Source organism: Streptomyces sp. NPDC002868 (genome assembly GCF_055563295.1).
Window position 1 is genome coordinate 969,734 of record NZ_JBVHDR010000001.1, and the last position, 18,659, is coordinate 988,392.

General features: G+C 68.4%; 18 protein-coding genes, 1 tRNA gene and 1 pseudogene. 12 read left to right on the forward strand and 8 right to left on the reverse strand.

Translation table 11 applies throughout. From position 1 onward, the window contains the following. The first annotated feature begins 6 nt into the window (after positions 1–6). Genes ACZ3H8_RS04485 through ACZ3H8_RS04500 form a run of 4 tightly spaced genes read left to right on the forward strand, consistent with a single transcriptional unit; the run spans position 7 to position 1,979 of the window. Positions 7–441: a roadblock/LC7 domain-containing protein gene (locus tag ACZ3H8_RS04485; protein WP_398982514.1), complete on the forward strand. Its 435-nt coding sequence runs from the start codon at positions 7–9 to the stop codon at positions 439–441. Between the two features lie 2 nt (positions 442–443). Continuing rightward, complete coding sequence (locus tag ACZ3H8_RS04490; protein ID WP_307659921.1) at positions 444–815, forward strand: DUF742 domain-containing protein; 372 nt, start codon at positions 444–446, stop codon at positions 813–815. Beyond that, positions 793–1,407: a GTP-binding protein gene (locus tag ACZ3H8_RS04495; protein WP_467397241.1), complete on the forward strand. Its 615-nt coding sequence runs from the start codon at positions 793–795 to the stop codon at positions 1,405–1,407. The genes ACZ3H8_RS04490 and ACZ3H8_RS04495 overlap by 23 nt, the downstream gene beginning before the upstream one ends. Then, complete coding sequence (locus tag ACZ3H8_RS04500; protein ID WP_467397244.1) at positions 1,404–1,979, forward strand: GAF domain-containing protein; 576 nt, start codon at positions 1,404–1,406, stop codon at positions 1,977–1,979. Before ACZ3H8_RS04495 ends, ACZ3H8_RS04500 begins: the two co-directional genes overlap by 4 nt. 73 nt (positions 1,980–2,052) lie before the next feature. Here ACZ3H8_RS04500 and ACZ3H8_RS04505 read toward each other — a convergent pair whose 3' ends face one another. Then, entirely contained in the window at positions 2,053–3,249 is a 1,197-nt protein-coding gene (locus tag ACZ3H8_RS04505; protein WP_398982521.1) for an acyl-CoA dehydrogenase family protein, read from the reverse strand. On the opposite strand from ACZ3H8_RS04505, the gene ACZ3H8_RS04510 reads away from it, so the two are divergent. Beyond that, on the forward strand, positions 3,217–3,408 hold the full coding sequence (locus ACZ3H8_RS04510) for a hypothetical protein (protein WP_467397985.1): 192 nt from the start codon (positions 3,217–3,219) through the stop codon (positions 3,406–3,408). The two genes, ACZ3H8_RS04505 and ACZ3H8_RS04510, sit on opposite strands and share 33 nt — an antisense overlap. Before the next feature lie 336 nt (positions 3,409–3,744). Here the strand turns inward: ACZ3H8_RS04510 and ACZ3H8_RS04515 are convergent, their stop codons facing one another. Both ACZ3H8_RS04515 and ACZ3H8_RS04520 read right to left on the reverse strand, forming a co-directional pair. Then, complete coding sequence (locus ACZ3H8_RS04515; protein ID WP_467397247.1) at positions 3,745–4,884, reverse strand: mandelate racemase/muconate lactonizing enzyme family protein; 1,140 nt, start codon at positions 4,882–4,884, stop codon at positions 3,745–3,747. Next, positions 4,884–5,921 carry a LacI family DNA-binding transcriptional regulator gene (locus tag ACZ3H8_RS04520; RefSeq protein ID WP_467397960.1) on the reverse strand — a complete coding sequence of 346 codons (1,038 nt, stop codon included), beginning with the start codon at positions 5,919–5,921 and terminating at the stop codon, positions 4,884–4,886. Before ACZ3H8_RS04520 ends, ACZ3H8_RS04515 begins: the two co-directional genes overlap by 1 nt. A 144-nt stretch (positions 5,922–6,065) precedes the next feature. Here ACZ3H8_RS04520 and ACZ3H8_RS04525 point away from each other — a divergent pair, with 144 nt between their 5' ends. From ACZ3H8_RS04525 to ACZ3H8_RS04535, 3 genes are all read left to right on the forward strand, one after another. Then, a complete protein-coding gene (locus ACZ3H8_RS04525) occupies positions 6,066–6,929 on the forward strand; it encodes an ABC transporter permease (protein ID WP_467397249.1) in 864 nt (287 codons plus the stop codon). 75 nt (positions 6,930–7,004) lie between these two features. Next, the gene (locus ACZ3H8_RS04530; protein WP_467397252.1) at positions 7,005–8,024 is read left to right on the forward strand and encodes an ABC transporter substrate-binding protein; all 1,020 of its coding nucleotides are present in this window, start codon (positions 7,005–7,007) and stop codon (positions 8,022–8,024) included. Beyond that, entirely contained in the window at positions 8,021–8,860 is an 840-nt protein-coding gene (locus tag ACZ3H8_RS04535; RefSeq protein ID WP_467397254.1) for an ABC transporter ATP-binding protein, read from the forward strand. Before ACZ3H8_RS04530 ends, ACZ3H8_RS04535 begins: the two co-directional genes overlap by 4 nt. A gap of 238 nt (positions 8,861–9,098) precedes the next feature. On the opposite strand, the gene ACZ3H8_RS04540 is transcribed toward ACZ3H8_RS04535, so the two are convergent. Continuing rightward, entirely contained in the window at positions 9,099–9,956 is an 858-nt protein-coding gene (locus tag ACZ3H8_RS04540) for a sugar phosphate isomerase/epimerase family protein (protein WP_467397257.1), read from the reverse strand. Positions 9,957–9,968: 12 nt separating this feature from the next. Then, on the reverse strand, positions 9,969–13,460 hold the full coding sequence (locus ACZ3H8_RS04545) for a ThuA domain-containing protein (RefSeq protein WP_467397259.1): 3,492 nt from the start codon (positions 13,458–13,460) through the stop codon (positions 9,969–9,971). Positions 13,461–13,637: 177 nt separating this feature from the next. Here ACZ3H8_RS04545 and ACZ3H8_RS04550 point away from each other — a divergent pair, with 177 nt between their 5' ends. Continuing rightward, positions 13,638–14,003, forward strand: a complete 366-nt coding sequence (locus tag ACZ3H8_RS04550; RefSeq protein WP_398982535.1) for an MmcQ/YjbR family DNA-binding protein — start codon at positions 13,638–13,640, stop codon at positions 14,001–14,003. A 52-nt stretch (positions 14,004–14,055) separates the two neighbouring features. Here ACZ3H8_RS04550 and ACZ3H8_RS04555 read toward each other — a convergent pair. Further along, positions 14,056–14,265 (reverse strand): annotated as a pseudogene (locus ACZ3H8_RS04555) (transketolase); the annotation flags it as partial. Between the two features lie 291 nt (positions 14,266–14,556). On the opposite strand from ACZ3H8_RS04555, the gene ACZ3H8_RS04560 reads away from it, so the two are divergent. Continuing rightward, positions 14,557–14,630: transfer RNA gene (locus ACZ3H8_RS04560), tRNA-Pro, on the forward strand. Positions 14,631–14,739: 109 nt separating this feature from the next. On the opposite strand, the gene ACZ3H8_RS04565 is transcribed toward ACZ3H8_RS04560, so the two are convergent. Next, on the reverse strand, positions 14,740–15,558 hold the full coding sequence (locus tag ACZ3H8_RS04565) for a rhomboid family intramembrane serine protease (RefSeq protein WP_467397263.1): 819 nt from the start codon (positions 15,556–15,558) through the stop codon (positions 14,740–14,742). Positions 15,559–15,653: 95 nt separating this feature from the next. Here ACZ3H8_RS04565 and ACZ3H8_RS04570 point away from each other — a divergent pair, with 95 nt between their 5' ends. Together ACZ3H8_RS04570 and ACZ3H8_RS04575 are read left to right on the forward strand one after the other, a co-directional pair. Continuing rightward, positions 15,654–16,409: a sulfite exporter TauE/SafE family protein gene (locus ACZ3H8_RS04570; protein WP_467397266.1), complete on the forward strand. Its 756-nt coding sequence runs from the start codon at positions 15,654–15,656 to the stop codon at positions 16,407–16,409. A 100-nt stretch (positions 16,410–16,509) separates the two neighbouring features. After that, positions 16,510–17,733 carry a cytochrome P450 gene (locus ACZ3H8_RS04575; RefSeq protein ID WP_467397268.1) on the forward strand — a complete coding sequence of 408 codons (1,224 nt, stop codon included), beginning with the start codon at positions 16,510–16,512 and terminating at the stop codon, positions 17,731–17,733. A gap of 165 nt (positions 17,734–17,898) precedes the next feature. On the opposite strand, the gene cobF is transcribed toward ACZ3H8_RS04575, so the two are convergent. Further along, a complete protein-coding gene (cobF, locus tag ACZ3H8_RS04580; RefSeq protein WP_467397271.1) occupies positions 17,899–18,654 on the reverse strand; it encodes a precorrin-6A synthase (deacetylating) in 756 nt (251 codons plus the stop codon). Positions 18,655–18,659 lie beyond the last annotated feature (5 nt).

The following is an 18,659-nucleotide window of genomic DNA, read 5'->3' on the forward strand; positions in this document are numbered from 1 at the left end:
TGCACCATGGCGAGCGATGTGCCGAACGGTCATGTCTCGGACCTCGACTGGCTGCTCAGCGGCCTGGTCCAGCGCGTGCCGTACACCCGTAATGCGGTACTGCTCTCCTCCGACGGGCTGGTGAAATCCGTGCACGGCCTGGACCCCGACAGCGCCGACCACATGGCGGCACTCGCCTCCGGCCTCTACTCCCTGGGCCGCAGCGCCGGAGCGCGCTTCGGCGACGGCGGAGAGGTACGCCAGGTGGTCGTGGAGCTCGACTCCACGCTGCTGTTCGTCTCCACCGCCGGCTCCGGCACCTGCCTCGCCGTACTCGCCGGGCGCGAGGCGGACGCCGCGGTCCTCGGCTACGAGATGGCGATGCTGGTCAAGAGCGTACGGCCCTACCTGACCACGCCGGCCAGACAGTCGGCGGTGACGCCGAGCGCCGCGGGACAATGAGAGTGCCGTCCCCCAAGGACGGGCCGTTGCTCGACGACGCGGCCGGCCGGCTCATCCGCCCGTACACGGTGAGCGGCGGCCGCACCCGTCCGACAACCGCGCTGGACCTGCTCTCGCTGGTGATGGCCACCGGGACCGTGCCACAGAAGCACTTGGGCCCCGAGCACGCCCTGGCGCTCGGCCTGTGCGACGGGCCTACCTCGGTCGCCGAGATCTCGGCGCACCTCAGGCTGCCGGCGGTCGTCACCAAGGTGCTGCTCTCCGATCTCGTGGACTGCGGCGCGGTCACCGCGCGGGCGCCCCGCTGCGGCAACACACCCACAGACCGTTCTTTGCTGGAGGCGGTGCTCGATGGCCTACGACGACGGCTCTGAACTCGACGGGCTCTTCCCCACCGCGCTGAAGATCCTCATAGCGGGGGGATTCGGGGTGGGCAAGACGACCTTCGTGGGAGCGGTCAGCGAGATCGCACCGCTGAGCACGGAGGAGCTGCTGACGCAGGTCAGCGTGGCCACCGACAGCCTGGACGGCATCGAGTCCAAGACCACCACGACGGTCGCCATGGACTTCGGCCGGATCACACTGGACAAGAGCCATGTGCTCTATCTCTTCGGCACCCCCGGCCAGGAGCGCTTCTGGTTCATGTGGGACGAACTCTCCGAAGGCGCGCTCGGCGCGGTCGTCCTCGCCGACACCCGCCGGCTCGAGGACTCCTTCTCCGCCGTTGACTTCTTCGAGCGGCGCGGCATCGGATTCGTCGTCGCCGTCAATGAGTTCGACGGCGCGTACCGCTACGAACCGGAGGAAGTGCGGGCCGCGATCGACCTCAAGCCGGAGGTGCCGGTCGTGCTGTGCGACGCGCGGATCGCCAGCTCGGCGACAGGGACGCTGGTCACCCTCGTCCAGCATCTGCTCACCACCACCGCGGTGCCGGCTCCGGCACCGAGCTACGGAGCACCAATATGACGTATGACCCGACCGGTCATCTGCTGCTGACCCCCGTCGACCGCGAAGCGCCCGTCCGTGTGCGGCGGCTGCGTCAGCTCGGCTTCGGGGACCGGCCCGATCCCGCGTTCGACGAATTCGCGCACAGGCTCGCGGAGGTGACCGGCGCGCCGTACTCGATGGTCAACTTCATCGATGAGAACCGGCAGTTCTTCGCCGGGCTGCACACCCCGGCCGGTACACACAGCGGCAACGATCTGGGCGCGGCGGCCGCGGCGGGCGGCGGTGACGTCAGCCGTTTCATGGCGCGCGACCACGGCTACTGCCCGCATGTGGTCGTACGGCGCAAGGCGCTCGTGCTGGAGGACGTCTGTGACTATCCGAGGTTCGCGGGGAACCCGGTCGTCGACGAGATCGGCATCCGTTCCTATCTAGGGGCGCCGTTGATCGACCGTACGGGGATCGCACTGGGCACGATCTGTGTCGTCGACACCGAGCCGCGGCCGTGGGGGCGGGCAGGTCTGGAGACCATCAAGTCGCTGGCCGCGGAGCTGATCGAGCAGATCCACCGGCGCGAGGACAGCCGCATCTGAGGCGCCCACTCCCCCCACGCCCGCAGGGCGTGGGGGGAGTGTCTTCAGTCGGGGTCCGGGGCGGAGCCACGGGTCAAAGAGCGGGCTCCAGCCTGATCTCGTCGGCCAGCCGCTGCGACCACTGCCCCTTCGCCGTGCCCAGCGCGACCTCCGCCAGGCGCAGCAGCTGAATGTCGGAGGTCCCGGCGGGGGCGAACATATGGAGCGCGTCCCGCAGATACCGTTCGATGGGGCGGTCGGTGAAGAGCCCGGCTGCGGCATGGATCTCCATGGCGTTGCGCGCGGAGTCGATCGCCGACTCGACATTGACCAGCTTGGCGTTCATCAGCTCCGCATCGCACGGCAGGCCCTGGTCGAGCAGGTGCACGGCGTGGTACGCGGCGAGCCGGGCGGTCATCAGCCGCGACTGCAGTTTTCCCAACTTCAGCTTGATGGACGGAAGTTCATGGAGCGGCTTGCCATACCGGTGCCGTTCCGCGCAGAAGCGGGTGGTCTCCTCCAGGATTGCCTGGTGGATGCCGAGCGACACGGCGGTGAGGTTGGCGCGGCCGTACAGCACGCTGGAGGAGTACGCCACGGACAGTCCGTCGCCCTCCTCGCCGAGCCGGTTCGGAGCCGGGACACGGCAGTTGTGGAAGTGCAGCTCACCGAAGCTGAAGCCGTGCAGTCCCATCGTCGGCCGCTGCTCGCCGACGCCGAACCCCGGGCGGTCCGACTCGACCAGGAAGGCCGTCAGCCCTTTCGATCCTGGAGCGGTCCTGACCACCACGCCGTGCAGATCGCCGACATGGCTGTTGCCGACGAATACCTTTCGGCCATTCAGGATGTAGTCGTCGCCGTCCCGCACCGCGGTGGCTCTCATGCCCAGCACATGGCCGCCCGACTCGGGTTCCGTGACCGCGATTGTCGGCAGGCATTCGCCGGCGGCGATGGATGGCAGCCAGGTCTTCTTCTGCTGGTCGCTGCCGAAATGGACAATCTTGGCAACGCCCAGCTGGGAGGCCTGGATCATCGCGCCCATGGCCCCGCTGACCCGGGACAGTTCCTCGATGATGATGGTTTTGGCGAGGTGGCCGACACCCATCCCGCCGTGCTCCTTGCTGATGGTGGCGCCGAGCCAGCCCTGCCGGGCTATCAGCCGGGACAGATCGCGGTGGACCGAGCGGGCGGCCTCCATCGCAGGAATCCTCGGACGTACCTCCCTCTCCGCGAAGTCGCGGACATGGTCACGTAATTGATGATGCAGTCGACTGGCGAAGTATCCGTCCATCGCGAGCCCTCCTCTGCGAAACGCCTGCTCGGGCTGTTGTTCGAGCAGGTGGTGCATCGGCAGTGGTCCCGTCCCGAACAGGCCGACCACATTATGGTGTTGATCGCTTCCAAGTGGCACAAGATCGACGCCAACTTTGTCCAAAAAGCAGACCGTTGACGTTTGATTGAGGGTGTGTCCCGTGTGGTACACGCCCGTCCGGTCCTGCCGTACGGCATTCCCCCTGTGCTTGTTTCTGCCACATGCCATCGGCAAAGGTTTCGTGGGCATATGGCACTGAGGGACAAGAGGAAGCCTCAGACGTACACAACGGTGACATCCCGGAACACCGGAAGAACCGATCCGGCACAGACTCAGACGGAAAAGAACGCTTGCGGGCAGGGGCGACGGATTTGGAGGCCGACCGTACCGGCGTACGGGAGTGCTGCCCGGCGCGCGAAGCGCACAAGGGGTGCCAGGGGCGCGCGACTAGGTGTACTCGCGCGCCGGGCGCTGTCAGGCGCGATGCTCCAGCACGTCGACGGCCAGCTCACGCACCACCGCCTCGTCCACCTCGACCCCCAGCCCTGGGGAGTCGGGCACCTGAGCCACTCCCTGCTCCACCCGCACCGTCTGCCTCGCGTACGGAGATTCAATGAACTGACGGCCATTCAGGTCGACCGGGGTGTCGATCCCGTATGCCGCGAAGAGATGCAGCGATGCGGCAAGCCCCAGATCGGAGTCGGTCAGCCCGGACCCCATCAGCCGCACCCGGCAGTCCTCGGCGAGCGCACACAGCCGCCGTGACAGCGTGAGCCCGCCGCTGCGCTGCACCTTGGCTATCGCCACGTCGACCGCCTCAAGACGGACGAAGGTCGCGAGATCGGTGGGGTGCCGCAGACTCTCGTCGAGCGCCACCGGCACGGGGGAGTGCTCGCGCAGCCGCCGCAGCCCCGCGATGTCATTGGCGGGCAGCGGCTGCTCGAAGGCGGTGATCCCGATCCCGTCCAGCCGCCGCGCCATGCGCAGCGCGGCGTCCACGGTGTACGCCTGGTTGGCGTCCACCCAGACCGGCGCACCCGGCGCGTGTTCGCGCACCGCCGCCACGACGGCCGCGTCGGTGTCCTCGTCGTGCAGCCCGATCTTGACCTTGAACGCCCGGTATCCGGCGTCCGAGCCCTCCGCCACGCTGTCGCCGGCCTCGACGGGGGACTGCCCGGACACGATCCACCCCAGCTCGATCGACTCCGATCTGCGCTGACCCCACAGCACGCCGAGCGGCACCCCGGCGGCCCGCCCCAGCAGATCGTGCAACGCCACATCCACCGCGCTCTTGGCCAGCGGCGCGCCGATGGTGAAGCCGCGGTTGATGGCCCGGTCGAAGGTGCTGTCGACGGCGTCCAGGTTCCAGGCGGGCCTGCCGACGATGGCCGGGGCGAGATAGCGGTCGATCGTGGTGACGATGGACTCGGCGGTCTCGTACGTCCAGGCAGGGATGGGCGTCGCCTCGCCCCAGCCGTGCACCCCGTCCGCGCTCACCTTCACCAGCACCCGCAGCGACGGCTGTCCGGCGACGGCGACCGCGCCACCGGAAACGCCGAAGGAGCGGCGGGTGGGCAGGGCGACCGCGAAGGTCTCGACGCGCTCGATGTTCATCAACTGGTCCTTCCAGCAAGCGGGGTGGACGGTGGGGCGGTGCTGGCGCGCAGGACGACCTCGCCGCCGACGCGCAGCACCCGCGAACGCGGGCCGCGCGGCTCGCGCAGCGCGAGGGCGATCACCTCCTGCCCCATGGCGGTCAGCGGCAGCGCCACCGTGGTGAGCGGGGGAGTCAGCTCCCGTACGAGGGGGATGTCGTCGAAGCCCGCGAGCGAGATGTCCTGCGGCACCCGGACGCCCGCTTCCCGGAAGGCGGCCAGCGCGCCCACCGCCATCACATCGGTGACCGCGAAGACGCACGTTGGCCGGGTGGAGCGGGCGAGGAGTTCACGGGCGGCCGTATGACCGCCCTCGCGGGTGAAGGCTCCGCGCACCACCCTGTCGGGCCCGAGCGTGATCCCGGCCTGTGCCAGGCCTTCCCGGAACCCGGCGAGCCGGTCGGTGACGGTGGTGAGCTCGGGCGGCCCGCTGAGCACCGCGAACTCCCGGTGTCCCAGGGCCAGTAGGGCACCGGCGAGTGCGGCGGCTCCGGCCCGGTTCTCCGGCAGTACGGCATCCACTCGCAGGCTGCGGTGCCGGCTGACGACCGCGACCCGGCCGCCCGCGCGGACATACGGTTCCAGCTCGGCCGCCAGCGCCCGCTCCCAGACCCGGTCCTGGAACCCCGAGCCGATCAGCAGGATGGCCCGGGCCCGCTGGGCGCGCAGGGTGGAGACGTACGCGATCTCCCGGGCCGGTTCCCGGAAGGTGCTGGCGAGCATGACGAGCAGATCCTGCTCGGCGGCCGCCCGCATCACACCGTCCGCGATGGCGGCGAAGTAGGGATCGCCGACATCGTGGCAGATGAGGCCCACGGTGTTGTTGGAGGCGCTGGCGAGCGCCTGGGCATGGGCGTTGGGGATATAGCCGAGCAGATCGGCCGCCGCGCGCACGCGCCGGCGCAGATCCTCCCGGACCCGGGTGGTGCCGTTGAGGGCCCGGGACGCGGTGGCCAGGGAGACGCCCGCTCTGCGGGCGACGACGTCCAGCGTCACATGGACAGGTGTTGCTTGCCGTTCACTCACTGCACCCCCCGAAACTTCGGGACGACCTATTGACCGTGCGTACAGGCAGTCATTAGCGTGGCGACACCTTATCAGAAAGCGCTTTCTGAAAGCGTTTTCCCAGAGGAGTCGACAGTGAGCCAGAGCGCCATCAAGGCGGCACCCGGAAAAGTGGCGGGAGTTGCTACGCGGAACAGGCCAGGCGCGGGGGAGCGTGCCGTCCGTGCGATCGAGCAGAGCTGGCGGCCCGTTGCGCTGCTGCTGGTCTGCTTCGGCGTGTGGTGGGTGATTGCCGCGGCCGAACTGGTCGAGCCCTACCTCGTTCCCTCACCCGGCGCGACTCTGGATGTGCTGACCGGGAAGACCGACTACATCTGGCAGCACACCTGGGTGACCACCTACGAGACGCTCCTCGGTTTCCTGATCGCCGTCGCAGTCGGCGTGCTCGCCGCGGTGATCATGGTCTACTCGTCGACCGCCGAGAAAACGCTCTACCCGATCCTGCTCTTCGCTCAGGTCGTCCCAAAGATCGCCATAGCGCCGCTGTTTGTCGTCTGGCTCGGCTTCGGCATCGCGCCGAAGATCCTCATCGCTGTCCTCATCGCCTTCTTCCCCGTCGTCATTTCGATGGTGACCGGACTCAAGGCCGTCGACCCGGAGATGCTCCAGCTGTCGTCGACCATGGGCGCGAGCCCCCGGCAGACCTTCGTCAAGATCCGCTTCCCCGCCTCGCTGCCGCACCTCTTCTCCGGCCTCAAGGTCGCCGTCACGCTGGCAGTGACCGGCGCCGTCGTCGGCGAGTTCGTCGGGGCGAACGAGGGGCTCGGCTATGTGATCCTCCAGGCCAACGGGAACCTCGACACCCCCATGCTCTTCGCGGGACTGCTCGTGATGTCACTGATCGGCGTGATCCTCTTCGTCCTCGTCGAGATCACCGAGAAGCTTCTGCTCCCGTGGCACGCCAGCCGCCGCGAGGCAGGCGTCACCACCAGCTACTGACCGGCCCTACTGACCGCCCTACCGACCGGCCCACCTACTGACCGGCACGATCCACGCTGACGAGAAGGACCAGCAATGACTGCGCGCAGACTTCTGATCGGCCTCGTTCCGCTGCTCCTGGTCGCCACGGCCTGTGGTGAGGACGGCTCGGACAAGACCACCAGCGACTCCGGCAAGGAACTCGACAAGGTCACCCTGACGCTCAACTGGTACCCGTACGGCGAACACGCGCCGTTCTACTACGGCAAGCGGCAGAAGATATTCGAGAAGCACGGCATCGACCTCAACATCCAGGCCGGGCAGGGCTCCCAGAAGACGGTCCAGGCGACCGGTGCCGGACAGACCGACTTCGGCTGGGCCGACACCCCCGCGCTGCTCTCCGGTGTCGACTCCGGCGTCAGGGTGAAGAGCCTCGGCGTCTTCCTGCAGACGACGCCCTCCTCCGTGCAGTTCTTCGAGTCGAAGGGCATCAAGACGCCCGCCGACCTCAAGGGCAAGACCATCGCGGGCACCGCGGGCGACGCGCTCTCCAAGACGTTCCCGATCTTCCTGAAGAAGAACAATCTCGCGGAGTCCGACGTCACGGTGCAGAACACCGACCCCGCTGGAAAGATCGCCGCGGTGATCTCCGGCAAGACGGACGGACTGCTCGGCTACGCCAGCGACCAGGGCCCGACCATGCAGAACAAGGCCAAGAAACCGGTCGGTTATCTGCGCTTCTCGGAGAACGGGCTCAACTTCTACTCCAACGGCCTCATCACCGGCCAGAAGTTCCTGACCGGCAATAAGGATGTCGCGGCGCGCATGGTGAAGGCGGTCAGCGAGTCCTTCGCCGCCGCCGAGAAGGCGCCCGAGCCCGCCGTCGCCGCGATGCAGGGCGCCAGCGAGCAACTCCCGCCCAAGGAAGTCCTGTCCGAGCAGTTCAAGACGACCCTGACGCTGCTGCACACCCAGGCGACCGAGGGCAAGGCACCCGGTGTCAACACCGACGCCGACTGGCAGCAGACCATCGACGTCTTCGCCGAGGCGGGTCTGGTCAAGAGCCCCAAGGCCGTGACGGACTACTGGGACAGCGCCGCCGCACTGAAGGGATGACGATGGGCGAAGACACGACGGTGCGGGAGCCGGCAGTGACGGTCAAGGACAGCCACCAGGGACCCACCGCGGCGGTCGGCATCGAGGACGTCGCCGTACGGTTCCGTACGAAGAACCGGGACGTCACCGCGCTCACCGACGTCTCCCTCGATGTCGCGATGGGGGAGTTCGTCGCCATCGTAGGACCCTCGGGCTGCGGCAAGTCCACGCTGCTCAAACTCGTCGCCGGCCTGCTCAAGCCGTCGACAGGCGACGTCCGGCTGCACGGCGAGCGGGTGCTGGGTCCACGGCACGACATCGGATACGTATTCCAGCGCGCGGCCCTGCTGGAGTGGCGGTCGGCGCGGCGCAACATCCTGCTGCAGGCCGAGATGCGGAGGATGCCGGGCGCCGTGGCCCACGGGCGCGCGGACCAACTGATCGCCATGACCGGACTCGACGGCTTCGAGGACGCCTATCCGCACGAGCTGTCCGGCGGTATGCAGCAGCGGGTGGCGCTGTGCCGCGCGCTGCTGCACGAGCCGCCGGTGCTGCTGATGGACGAGCCGTTCGGCGCGCTCGACGCGCTGACCCGCGAGCAGATGAATATGGAGCTCAACCGCATCTGGCGCGAGACCGGCACCACAGTGCTGCTGGTCACCCACTCCATCTCGGAGGCGTGCTACCTCGCCGACCGGGTGGTGGTGATGAGCCCGCGGCCCGGCACCATCACCGAGATCATCGAGGTCGGGCTGCCCGCCGAGCGCGACTACACCGAGACGATGGGGCGGCCCGAATTCCGCGAGGCCACCACGCATATCCGGGGTCTGCTCGGCGCGGCGTCCGCGCAGGACTAGCCGATGCCCGGCGGGGCTGTTCCCCTACCCGCCCCTTCCCGAACTGGGGCAAGCCCCGGACCCCGAATGCGACCTTCGGCCGCATGTCCTCAAACGCCGGACGGGCTGAAATTCAGCCCCTCCGGCGTTTGAGGAGCGGGGTTCGGGGCGGAGCCCCGAAAACAAGCTTCGTGGGGGTCCCCCCGGACGACGTCTGGGGGAGATTGAGGCGCGGGCGGAGCCCCGGTTCGGGACGCCGTCAGTACCTGAGATTCGCCAGGTACGTGTAGCTGTTCTGCGCGGTCGCGAACGGGTCGGCCGGCGAGTCGTGCTCGACCAGCCACTGCTTCACACCGCCGCTGCGCGCCGTGTCGAACATCGACGGGAAGTCCAGGGTTCCGGAGCCGACATCGGCGAAGCCGCCGTCCGGAGCCATGTCCTTGACGTGCAGCACCGGGAAGCGCCGCCGGTGGCGCACGAACAGCGAACGCGGATCCGCCCCGCCCTTCGCCGCCCAGTAGACATCCAGCTCGAAGGCCACCAGCTCCGGATCGGTTTCGTTGAGGAGGATGTCGTACAGATTCTCGCCGTCGACGACCTCGTGGTCGAGGCCGTGGTTGTGGAAGAGCAGCGGACCGAGACCGGACTCGCGGGCGGCGAGCCCGGCCTTGTTGAACTGCTGTGCCGCTTCCCGGAATCCGGCCGGAGTGTGCATCGAGCCGGGCAGGCTCGGCACCACGAGCCATCGCGCGCCGAGGGTGTGGATGTCATCGAGTGCCTGCGGCAGACCGTCGCCGGTGACGACGGTGTAGCCGACATGCTCGAGCACCGCCTTGAGACGGGTCTCGTCCAGCATGCCCCGGATCGCGCCCGCGCTGTTGCCGTGCCGGCCGCTGACCCCGACCGTCGCGTACCCCATGTCGGCCAGCCGCGCGAGGGTCCCCTTGAAGTCCTTCGCCAGGGGCGTGCGCATCGTGTAGAGGTGCATGCCGATGCCGGAGGGCGGAATTCGCCGTCGGCGGCGGCCGCCCTCGGCGGCGTACGCCGGCCGGCTCAAGGCCGTCGCCGCGGCGGCGCCCAGAGCCGTACCGAGGAACGCACGTCGTGTGCCGTTCATGTCTGCTCCCTCTCAACTCACGGTGATTCGGACGTAGTTGACTGTCGTGTCGCCCTTGTCGTCGGTGACGGTGAGATGCGCGGTGTACGCACCGGGGCGGGCGTAGCTGTGCGTCGCCGTCGCTCCCTCAGGAGCGGTGGGCCTGGCGTTGTCGCCGAAGTCCCAGTGGTACGAGGCGATGGTGCGGCCGGGCAGCGGCTCGACCTTGCTCGCGAGCCGCACCGCGAGCGGCGCGGCGCCGGTCGCGGGCGTCGCCGTCAGCGAGACCTTGGTCGCCGGGTGCTTCTCGACGCCACGCCCGTTGAAGTGCAGCCAGTCGAGGGCGAGCAGATCCGGCTTCTCGGCCGACCATTGCGGATTGGTGAAGACCGCGTACAGCTTCACAGTGCCGCCCGGGTTCCTGAGGGCGGTCGTGGGCGAGACGACATTGCCCCAGTCCCCGGTGTTCGGGACGGTCACCTTGCCGAGCAGCGGACCTGTCGGCGATCCGGCACGGAACTCCACGTCCCCACCGAGGCCGCCCGAGGCCGCCCCGACCGTCACCGACTCAATCCCCTTCAGGTGCACGGGGTCGAAGCTGATCCAGTCGCCGTCCTCGATGTCGGCCAGCCGCCTCCCGCCCGAGGCGTCGACGCGGCTCGCCACCACCGCCCCGGCGTGCGCGCCGCCGGTGGTGGTCATGTGCTCGGCCTCACGGAACGTCGTACGCAGCGTCAGCGAGCTGGAGCCGGTGAGCGCGGGCACGCCCGGTGCTCCCTTGTCCTCGTACTGCGCGGTGATCCCGTAGTACAGATTCTGGCCGGGACCGTGGCTCTCGCCCGCGTCGGTCGCGATCTCTCCCGTGCAGCCGGTGTAGTTGTCCAGCGGATGCAGATGGGTGTCATGGCCGAGCTGCGACTGGACGACCACCCGCGAGCAGTCGATCCGGCGACCGTCCTCCTTGTCCTTGACCTTCACCGTGAAGGGGATGGTGTCGCCGAAGCTGGACATCCCTCCGTTCGGCGGCTGTTGGATGGTCACCACGGGCCGGGTGTTGCCGACGGTGATGTCCTGGACGGCGAGTCCCGTCAGATCTCCCGGTCCGGTGACCGTCAGTCGCGCGGTGAAGCGTCCCTTGGTCCGGTAGACGTGGGTCGGGTTCGCCTCGGTCGAGTCGGTCGTGCCGTTCCCGTCGAAGTCCCACACGTACGTCACCGGCTTGCCGCCCGGCAGTCCGGAGCCCGCACTGGAGAACTTCACGGTCAGCGGCACCGAGCCGGTGTCGGGAGAGGCTGTGGCCTTGGCGTCGGGCAGCCGGCCGTCGCCGACGTAGTCGATGCGGTAGATGCCCGACCCTTCGTTGCTGCCGCCCCGTCCCGTGCCGCTGCCGAGGCCGAAGTCGATGACGTACAACGCTCCGTCGGGTCCGAAGTCGGCTTCGAAGGGCTGGTTCCACGTCATGTCGCCGAAGACGGGGTTGATCGACTGAAGATCGCCCGCCTTCGCCGGTGCGAAACGCGGATCGGTGAAGGTCTGGTCCTGCTGCTGGATTGAGAAGGACTTGAACCACTTGCGGGTCAGCTCGTAGTTCAGCCACTTCCCCTCGAAGTACTCGGGGAACTTGGTGCGGTACGTGTTCGCCGCGTCGTAGTCGTACACCGGTCCGCTCATCGGCCCGCCGCCGCCAGTGCCGAGCTCGGGGAACTGAGCGGAGGCCGAGTACGCGTACCAGACCGTGGCGGGCCGAGCCGGCGGCAGCTCGGCCAGGCCCGTGTTGTTGGGCGAATTATTGACCAGCTTCGCGCAGTCGAACTTCGGGCCCGGGGTCTTGGTCGTGAAGTCGTAGTCGTTGAACGGGGTGTTGTCGCCGATGCAGTACGGCCAGCCGAAGTTGCCCGCCTTGGTGATACGGGTGAACTCGACGGTGCCTTCAGGACCGCGGTCCGGCTTGGCGGCGCGCGCGTCGGGTCCGTAGTCCGCGACCAGCAGCGCGCCGCTCAGCGGATCGGTCGTGATCCGGAACGGGTTGCGCATCCCCATCGCGTAGATCTCGGCACGCGTCTTGTCGGCGCCGGGGGCGAAGAGGTTGCCCTCGGGGACGGTGTACGTACCGTCGTCCTTCGGCGTGATGCGCAGGATCTTGCCGCGCAGGTCATTGGTGTTGCCCGCGGTGCCTTGCGCGTCCCAGGCACGGCGCCCCTCGCCCTCGTCGATCGGAGCGAAGCCCTCGGAGGCGAACGGGTCGGTGTTGTCGCCGGTCGCGATGTACAGCTCGCCCTTCTTGTCGAAGGCGATCGAGCCGGCCATATGGGAGTTGGCCCGTCCCTCGCCCCGCCAGGTGGGAATGGTGAGGAGCCGCTTCTCGGAGGCGGGGTCGATCGTGTTGCCGGTCACCGTGAACCGCGAGAGGTTGAGCCGTTTCTCGGTCTTGTCGGAGTTCAGCAGATAGAGCCAGTTGTTCTTCCCGAAGTCCGGATCGAGCGCGAGTCCGAGGAGACCGTCGGACTGGCTGGTCATGTCGGGCGTGTACGCGAAGTCCAGCGCGGTGGTGACCTTGAGCGTCTGCTGGTCGATCACCTTGACCTTGCCGGTGCGCTGGATGAAGAACACCCGGCGGTCGGGCGCGACGGCGAGCTCGAAGGGATCGGCGAGATCGCTGGTGACCAGCGGTGTGCGCTGGAAGGCACCGGTCTTCGTGGCGGTGCAGTCGCCGGGCTTGTTGCCTGCGGCCCACTGGATCCCGCCGAGGATGTGCTTGAGGAAACCCTCTTCCTCGAACGCGGACTTGGCGTGGCCGCCCGCGGTGACCCAGGAGCGCCCGCCGTCGTAGTTCTGGCACCAGGACCAGGGGTGATCGACACCCTCGTCGAGCCCGGTGATGCCGTCCCGCACCTTGATCTGGGCGAGGGTGTGAACCTTCCCGGTCGGATTGGTGCGCCAGTTGTACCACTCCTCCGTACGCTCCCAGAGCTCGGGAAGCCCCTTGGTGGAGGGGTGGGCATGGTCGAGCACCTTGATCCGCCCGGTCTGCACGGCCGGGTGCTTGTCGAAGATCGCGCCGACCAGTCCCTCGTACCAGTCCCAGTCGCGCTCGCTCGCGGACGCGGCGTGCAGTCCTACCCAGCCGCCGCCGCCCCGGATGTACTTCTGGAGCGCGGCGCGCTGCTCGGCGCCCAGCAGATCGCCCTTCTCCGGCGTGGAGTTGGTGTTGTTGAAGACGATCGCCTGGAAGCGCGCGAGGTTCGTGTCGCTGAAGGCGGCGGCGTCGTCGGTGACTTCGACCTCGAAGCCGTTCTCGCTGCCGAGCTTCTTGATCGCATCGATCCCGGCGGGGATGGAGTCGTGGTAGAAGTTCGTGACTTTGGAGAAGACCAGTACGCGATAGGGCGCGGCGTCGGCGCGGGGCGGCGAGGCGATCCCGAGGGCGACGACGAGCGCCAGCAGTGCCGTGATGACGGTTAAGGGGGAGAGGGACCTGCGGCTGAGCGGTGCTCCTGGGCTGAGCCGTGCTCTTCGACTACTCATTGCGCTCCCGGTGCTGGTGGGCGGACCGCGGCTCGGGCATTTAGAAAGCGCTTTCTGAATTCGTTGCACAGCGTAGGTTCCCGCCTTACAGGGGGTCAATGGGTCGGAAGAGCCCGGTGTGAGCCCGGGGTTGCACGGAGCGGGGCGAGTGTCAGTGCTGCGTCGTACGGTCTTCACATGGCCACCGCCGACGACGTACGCAGACTTGCGCTCTCGCTTCCCGGTGCGATGGAGAAGCTCGCCTGGGGCATGCCCACGTTTCGCCTGGAGAGCGGGGGCAAGATCTTCGCCTCGCTCGATGACGACGACAAGGTGATGGGTGTGAAGTGCCCCAAGGAGGACCGGGAGGAGCTGATCGCCTCCGAGCCGGAGAAGTTCTTCATCCGCGTAGGGCACGACGACAACTACGCCTGGCTGCGGGTGCGGCTGGCGGCGCTGGAGGACGAGGAGGAGCTGTACGCGATCCTGCTCGACTCCTGGCGCCAGGCGGCACCACGCAAACTGCTGGACGCGCACCCGGAGTTGGCCGAGCGGACGGGGTGACCGCGCGGCGGGACCGCGGTGTGCGGCGGGACCGCGTCAGCCAGGCCCCGGGCAGCCTCACCTGCTCGAAGGGCCGCTCCACCAGGAGGCCGGCGAAGGTGTGCATGATCGGCCGCATCCCGGTGAGTGCGATGCCGCCGCCCGCGCCGAGCATCAGCTGCTCCGGGATCCCCGCATTGATCACCCGCTCCGGGTGCCGCCGTCCGGCCAGGGCGAAGCCGTCTCTGCTGGTCTCGGCCAGTACGACCGCGAGTCGCGGGTCCGTGGTCCGGACGTGATCCCGCCGGGCCGGCCGTGGGTCGCGGCGGGGCCCGCGGCCCGAGCGCGGTGCCGACGGCCAACGGCAGCCCGTGCCCCCTTGGGGAGCATGAAACGATCACGGTCGGGCGCGTCGACGGTCTCGGTCGTGACGCGCATCACACTGTCGTGGAAGGTCTGCGGTGCGTCGCGCCTGGTCGGCGGGCCGACGGAAAGCGGTTCGTGACCACCGGTCGAAGTGCGGTATTGTTCTCATGCGCGTTCGGCCAGGGGAAACCCCAGGTCAGACGGGCACCGGGACGTGGCGCAGCTTGGTAGCGCACTTGACTGGGGGTCAAGGGGTCGCAGGTTCAAATCCTGTCGTCCCGACGGTGTTGAGGGTCTTCACAGGTTCAGAGCCTGCGGAGGCCCTCTTCTCGTGCTCCGGTTCAGGGCCCCCGAAGTCCTGGGAGGGCTTCCTGCGCGACTGGCAATGAGCTCACCAATGCGGTGGTACCTGCGGCGCTTTCCGCAGCCGCCGCGGTTCGGGCGGGGGAGGGGTATTGGCCCGCAACGGAAGCGCCAGCAACACCCCGGCCACGAAACCGGCCACATGGGCGAGATAGGCAACGGTGCCGGCCTCCGAGACGCCGTAGCCGGCCGAGTAGAACGCCTGCAGGACGAACCACAGTCCCAGCACCGCCCAGGCGGGGAGCCGCAGAGGGATGAAGAACAAGAAGGGCACCAGGCCCCACACCCGAGCCCGCGGGTAGAGCACCAGGTAGGCGCCCAGCACGCCGGCGATTGCCCCGGATGCCCCGATCAGCGGTTCGGCGGAGTCGGGGTTGGCCAGCGCGAAGCCGTACCCGGCCACGTACCCGCAGAACAGGTAGAACAGCAGGTACCGCACCCGGCCCAACCGGTCCTCGATGTTGTCGCCGAAGATCCACAAGAAGAGCATGTTGCCCAGCAGGTGCAGCCAGCTGCCGTGCAGGAACATCGAGGTCAGCACAGACAGCGGAGGCGCCTTGTCGTAACTGGGCGGTCCGAGCAGGCAACCCTGCCCCTGGGGACCCACCGCGGGGGTTCCGGTCGGGACCAGGTCCGGCACCCGGTTGTGGATCAGCTCCCGCGGGACGGCGCCCCACTGCTCGAGGAAAGCCTGCAGATGGCACAGTTGCGCCAGGCTGCTGTCGCCCGCGATCGAGGACACGGCCACGGGCGTGCGCAGGAACACCACCACGTTGGCCACGATCAGCGCGTAGGTGACCCAGGGGGTGCGCCGTACCGGATTCGAGTCATGGACGGGAATGACCACATTACGGAGCCTGCCCTGATTGGCACGGAGAATACGGCCCGGCCCCCGGCTCCGACGAGATGCCGGGGTCCGGGCGCATAGCATCAGCTCCTGGCATGGACGTCATCATCAGCTGGGAACTGGTTGCGCTCGCCGCGGCAGCCGTACTCGTCGGCTTCTCGAAGACCGCCGTGAGCGGTGCGAACACGGTCAGCCTCGCGATCTTCGCGGCGGTGCTGCCGGCGCGCGAGTCGACAGGGGTGCTGCTGCCCGTACTCATCGTCGGCGATGTGGTCGCCGTACTCATCTATCGCAGGCACGCCCACTGGCCGACCCTGCTGCGACTGTTTCCGGCGGTCGCCGCCGGTGTGGTGGCCGGCACGCTGTTCATGTTCTGGGCCGACGACGACGCCGTACGCACATCGATCGGGGCGATCCTGCTGCTGATGGCCGGGGCCACCGTGTGGCGCAGACGGCCGGGCGCGGACGAGGCGCTCGCATCGCAGGAAGGTCGAAGAGGCCGGCTGAAGGCACGCTCGTACGGCGTACTCGGCGGATTCACCACGATGGTCGCCAACGCGGGCGGGCCCGTCCTGTCGCTGTATCTGATTTCCGCGGGCTTCCGGAAGCTCGGCTTTCTGGGGACCTCGGCGTGGTTCTTCCTGATCGTCAACACCTCGAAGGTGCCCTTCAGCGTGGGCCTCGGTCTGATCGACCGGCGTTCTCTCCTGCTGGACGCGGTGCTCGCGCTGTTCGTGCTGCCCGGAGCGTTCATCGGGAAGGCGTGTGTGGACCGGATCGACCAGGTGCTCTTCGAGCGGCTGGTCATCGCGGCGACCGTGCTCGGCGGTCTGCAGCTGCTGCTGTTCTGAGCGGGCCGAGGGCCCCTTCCCGGCGCGGCGGGGCTGGGGCACGATGGCCGGACGTACCGCGAGACCACCGTGCAGAATCCTTCCGACCTGGAGGCGCCGCGTGGCGAGCAAAGATCACGCCAGGCTCGACGAGCTGCAACGCGATCCCTATCCGCTCTACGCGCGGGCGCGCGGGTCCGAAGGCCTGACCTTCGTTCCCGAGCTGGACGCCTGGCTCGTCGCGCGGGACGCGGATGTACGGGAAGTCCTGCGGCGGCCCGAGGAGTTCTCGTCCGTACGCGCCCTGCTCCCCGACGTCATGCCCTCGCCCGCCGCCCTGGAGGTGCTGGCCAAGGGGTACGGCAAGCGGCCCACCGTCGTCTCCACCGACGGCCCGGCACATCAGCGCCACCGGGCCCCGCTCAATCGCGGCCTGTCCGCCGGACGGATCGCCGCACTTGTTCCGTACGCCGCGGAGCGCGCCGAGGCGCTCATGGACGGCTTTGCGGCGGACGGCGGCGTCGAGCTGATGGAGGCGTACGCGAAGAAGCTGCCCGGCCAGGTGACAGGGCGGCTGATCGGACTGGATCCGGCGGACGTCGCGGCGGCGGTGCACGGCGGCTACCGCGCCGAACAGCTGCTGTTCCGGCCGCTCGACCCGGACGCGCAGGTCCGCGCGGCCGAGGACGTCGTCGCGCTGCAGAAACTGCTTGATACGTACATACGCGAGCGTCGGGAGAGCCCGCGTGACGACCTCTGTTCGGGGATGGTCGCCGCGCTCGCGCCCGGTGACGGCGAACTCACGCTGGACCAGCGCCATGAACTCGTGTCGAACCTCCAGAACTTCCTGATCGCCGGGCATCTCACCACCACCGCTCTCATCGGCACAACGCTGCTCCATCTGCTGAGCGACCGGCGGCAGTGGGAACTGATATGCGCCGACCCGGAGTTGATACCGGCCGCCGTCGAGGAAGCCGCCCGGTACGACACCGCGGTCCAGGGCTTCCGGCGGACCACCACCCTGCCCGTCACGATCTCCGGGACCGAACTCCCCGCCGGGGCAACCGTCTTCGTGGCGTACGGATCGGCCAATCGCGACGAGGGCCGCTACGACCGGCCCGACGTCTTCGACATCACCCGGCCGGTCTCCCGGCAGCATGTGGCCTTCGGCCACGGGGCGCACGGCTGCCCCGGCTCGCAGCTCGCGCGCGAACAACTCCGCCTGACCATTGAGCTGTTCGCCCGCAGGCTGCCCGGCCTGCGGCTGGACGAGAACAAGCCGCCGGTCGTGATGCGGCCCACCTTGATCCACCGCTCGCCCGAAGCGCTCCATCTCGCCTGGTGAACTGATCCAACGGGAGGTGATGACCCGCCATCTCGGGCACGTACGCGACCTATGGGCGAAGACCTCAGGCTGTGCCCTCAGCCCCGCCGCAGCAGATAGGTGTCCATGATCCAGCCCTTGCGTGTGCGCGCCTCGGCCTATGGGCGAAGACCTCAGGCTGTGCCCTCAGCCCCGCCGCAGCAGATAGGTGTCCATGATCCAGCCCTTGCGTGTGCGCGCCTCGGCACGCAGCTCCTCGATGCGGTCGGACACCTCCGAAAGCCGCCCCGACACAAGGATCTCGTCCTCGGTGCCCACGTACGCGCCCCAGTAGATGAACAGATCCTGGTCGAGATGGCGGGTGAACGCCTGCCGCGCGTCGAGCATCACGACCACGTCGTCCACGCCCTCCGGCCAGCCGTCGGCGAGCCGCCGGCCCGTGGTGATCTGAACCGGGCGGCCCACCCGGTTCAGACCGGTGCGGTGCTTGGCCAGCAGCGCCGAGACGCTGCTGATGCCGGGTACCACCTCATGGCTGAAAGCGACCGTGCCGCGTTCGAGGATCTCCTCAAGAATGCCGAGGGTGGAGTCGTACAGCGCCGGATCGCCCCACACCAGGAACGCCCCGCACTCGTCATCGCCCAGTTCCTCGGCGATGAACCGCTCGTACAGGTCGGCCCGGCGGTGGCGCCAGTCGTCGACCGCGGGGGAGTAGTCCGATGTTTTCCGGTCCCGCTCCGGATCGCTCGCCACGACCAGACGGTACGAAGGGTCCTCGACATGTGCGTCGAGAATGTCCCGGCGCAGCTGCGTCAGATCCGACTTCTCCTCGCCCTTGTCGAGGATGAAGAACGCATCCGCCTTGTTCAGCGCCTTGACCGCCTGCAGGGTCAGCTGGTCGGGGTCGCCCGCCCCGATGCCGATCACATAGATCCTTCTCACGCTGA

Excerpts from the sequence above, each read along its gene's own strand:
- ACZ3H8_RS04485 (WP_398982514.1), top strand. The coding sequence starts at position 7 with ATGGCGAGCGATGTGCCGAACGGTCATGTCTCGGACCTCGACTGGCTG.
- ACZ3H8_RS04495 (WP_467397241.1), top strand. The coding sequence starts at position 793 with ATGGCCTACGACGACGGCTCTGAACTCGACGGGCTCTTCCCCACCGCG.
- ACZ3H8_RS04500 (WP_467397244.1), top strand. The coding sequence starts at position 1,404 with ATGACGTATGACCCGACCGGTCATCTGCTGCTGACCCCCGTCGACCGC.
- ACZ3H8_RS04510 (WP_467397985.1), top strand. The coding sequence starts at position 3,217 with ATGATGCAGTCGACTGGCGAAGTATCCGTCCATCGCGAGCCCTCCTCT.
- ACZ3H8_RS04505 (WP_398982521.1), bottom strand. The coding sequence starts at position 3,249 with ATGGACGGATACTTCGCCAGTCGACTGCATCATCAATTACGTGACCAT.
- ACZ3H8_RS04515 (WP_467397247.1), bottom strand. The coding sequence starts at position 4,884 with ATGAACATCGAGCGCGTCGAGACCTTCGCGGTCGCCCTGCCCACCCGC.
- ACZ3H8_RS04530 (WP_467397252.1), top strand. The coding sequence starts at position 7,005 with ATGACTGCGCGCAGACTTCTGATCGGCCTCGTTCCGCTGCTCCTGGTC.
- ACZ3H8_RS04535 (WP_467397254.1), top strand. The coding sequence starts at position 8,021 with ATGACGATGGGCGAAGACACGACGGTGCGGGAGCCGGCAGTGACGGTC.
- ACZ3H8_RS04540 (WP_467397257.1), bottom strand. The coding sequence starts at position 9,956 with ATGAACGGCACACGACGTGCGTTCCTCGGTACGGCTCTGGGCGCCGCC.
- ACZ3H8_RS04545 (WP_467397259.1), bottom strand. The coding sequence starts at position 13,460 with ATGAGTAGTCGAAGAGCACGGCTCAGCCCAGGAGCACCGCTCAGCCGC.
- ACZ3H8_RS04550 (WP_398982535.1), top strand. The coding sequence starts at position 13,638 with ATGGCCACCGCCGACGACGTACGCAGACTTGCGCTCTCGCTTCCCGGT.
- ACZ3H8_RS04570 (WP_467397266.1), top strand. The coding sequence starts at position 15,654 with ATGGACGTCATCATCAGCTGGGAACTGGTTGCGCTCGCCGCGGCAGCC.